This window comes from Marinobacter sp. L-80, assembly GCF_056859395.1.
In genome coordinates, this window is the sequence record NZ_JBSXOI010000025.1 from 1 (window position 1) to 2,435 (window position 2,435).

At 56.6% G+C, this 2,435-nt stretch carries 3 protein-coding genes; all 3 read right to left on the reverse strand.

The genetic code is table 11. From position 1 onward, the window contains the following. Positions 1–981 (reverse strand): group II intron reverse transcriptase/maturase (gene ltrA / locus AC13E3_RS00790; RefSeq protein WP_482901598.1); only part of this gene is annotated, 981 nt, incomplete at its 3' end. 470 nt (positions 982–1,451) lie between these two features. Continuing rightward, the gene (locus tag AC13E3_RS00795) at positions 1,452–1,943 is read right to left on the reverse strand and encodes a hypothetical protein (RefSeq protein ID WP_405419179.1); all 492 of its coding nucleotides are present in this window, start codon (positions 1,941–1,943) and stop codon (positions 1,452–1,454) included. A gap of 108 nt (positions 1,944–2,051) precedes the next feature. Then, positions 2,052–2,435 (reverse strand): DUF6930 domain-containing protein (locus AC13E3_RS00800; RefSeq protein WP_482901599.1); only part of this gene is annotated, 384 nt, incomplete at its 5' end.

Consider the following 2,435-nt stretch of genomic DNA (forward strand, 5'->3'; position numbering starts at 1 on the left):
CCGGATCTGGGTTTTCAGCTTGGTGATGGCTTTGTCAGCCACTTTCAATCGCTGCCCTTTCCGGCTGAGGGTGAAGCCCAGGAAGCTGCGCTTCCAGGGCCGGTCTACCGCGCTCTTTCGTGTATTCACTGTGAGCCTCAGTGAGTCCTCGATAAGGCGCGTCAGACTCACCATCACCCGCTCGCCTGCGCGGTGACTGCCCACGTAGATCTGGCAGTCATCCGCGTAGCGAGCGAAGCGCAGGTTGCGCCGGTCCAGCTCCCAATCCAGTTCGTCCAGCACCACATTCGCCAACACCGGGGACAGTGGCCCGCCTTGCGGCACGCCCTCGGGGGTCGGAGCTTTGCGGTTGTCGATCTGAACGCCTGCCTTCAGGTACCGGTTGACCAGCCTGAGCATCGGCCTGTCCGGCGTATGCCGTTTCAGCCGTGCCATCAGCCGATCATGATTTACCCGATCGAAGAAGGCTTCCAGGTCCAGATCCACTATCCAGTTACGGCCTTCCCGAGCGCAATGCTGTCCGTATCGGACCGCATGATGCGCAGAGCGTCCCGGACGGAAGCCATAGCTGTGTGGATGGAAGCGGGGTTCCCAGTCCTGCTGGATAACCTGAGCGATTGCTTGCTGGATAAAGCGATCCAGCACCGTTGGAATACCCAGAGGGCGGGAACCGCCGTTGGCTTTGGGGATGGTGACCCGCCGGACCGGTTTTGGTCGGTAGGTCTGCTGGAGCAACTGCTGCCGAATCTCCGGCCAGTGTTGGCGCAGATAATCTGGCAGCTCATCCACGGTCATGCCGTCGATGCCCGGCGCTCCCTTGTTACGTCGAACCTGTTTCAGGGCGCGATTGAGGTTGTCCCTGCTCAATACACGCGCCATCCACGGTGAAGGTTGAACGGAGTGCGAGTCTTCCCGGTTTCCGGCAACGGGTTCATCCCCTGGTTGCTCCAGGGGCAGCGCAAGCTGCTTTGCGGATGCCATCCCGTTTCCCTGCACGGACTCTCGACTCCTGTCTCTGTTCGGGCCTTCAGTTCACGGGCGAACCTACTATGCCCTCGGCTGATTTCTGCCACGCGATCAGAAGCGATCGCTCGTCTCTCAGTGGGTCCGTCCACACGTGGCAGACCTCCCGGGGTAAGGCACAGAGCTTTCACGGCGTGAACGCCCGATTTATAAAGTACACCCCAATCGCAGAAGGAGGGCTTCGCGGTCACGTGCCCACTCGCCCCGGGTGTACCACACCTCGTATCGGGTTCCTGTTCGTCGCCCCGCCGCTTTGGATTGAGCTTCCTCCAGACCCCACCTCACGATGACGCCCTTGCCCTTCTCCTAGCCTTCGGCTCTGCGAACACCTGGCAGGAGGACTTTCACCTCCCTAGTTCTGTGCCATGCCCGGCACACACGCTGATGCACACCGGCGCCATGCCAATGGCGTCCGGTGCTGTGACTTGTTAGTGATTTTTTAGCCATCGTTCACTCTCTGCGACAATCTCCGATTTGATCTCCTGGATACCTCCATCTCTTTTGGAGTATTCCAAATCATCAACGGCGAAGTACAGGCCATACAGGACGTCCACTCCAATGGCATCACCAACGTAATGCTTCACATCTTTGTGGAGATCGAAGCGTTTAATGTCTTTCCATAGAACCGACAGTTCGAGAAGCGGCTCTACCGTGCCAGCTACAATTAACTCAAGGTGGTAACGGACAAGCTGAATAATGGCATCTTCGAAACTTGGCACCGGATATCCCAAATCCCTGACGGCCAATTCGAAAAGAGGTGCAATGGTATTCCAACTTTTTGGGGTCTCATCCAGAATAGCTACAAGGTAGTCAGAATAGGCACCTTCCATTAGTGTGCTGTCTGCATACTCGACAAGATCCTCGGTGCCTAGTCCCCCAGCAACATACCTAGCGATGACAATTGGATCGGAGCTGGACACATCAAAACTCACTAACGCCGTTGTTCAGCGGTGCCCTTGTAGCGCAGCGAAAAGGGCATCCGGTGGAGGGCCGTCAGGCCCGGAACGAACTGGAACACTTGGTTAGATTTATTGGATCCTACCGCCTGAAACATGGGCCGCGAAACCTTCCCTCGCTTCCTGTGTTATGCCGGATAGATCTTTGGCCGGGACTCGCTCAACTTCAATCCCCATGGCCTCAGCGACTTTGACCAGATCATCCGCGTGGTACTCAGTCGCTATGAACAATTTTTGGGGTCTTGAGCCAGATTGGCCTTCAGCGTCGGCCAACAATTTCCGTGACAGGAATTCCGGCAAACCAGACATGCTTACCTGAACAAGCTCCATGCCAAAGATCATCCCCGTTGCCACCTCCATGATGGCCATAGCGTTGAAATCTCCATCGGCCTCCGTCATCACCGGTGCTTCGTTCAATTGGCAACGTACTCTCCTGATTCTTTTAAATCTAACGCC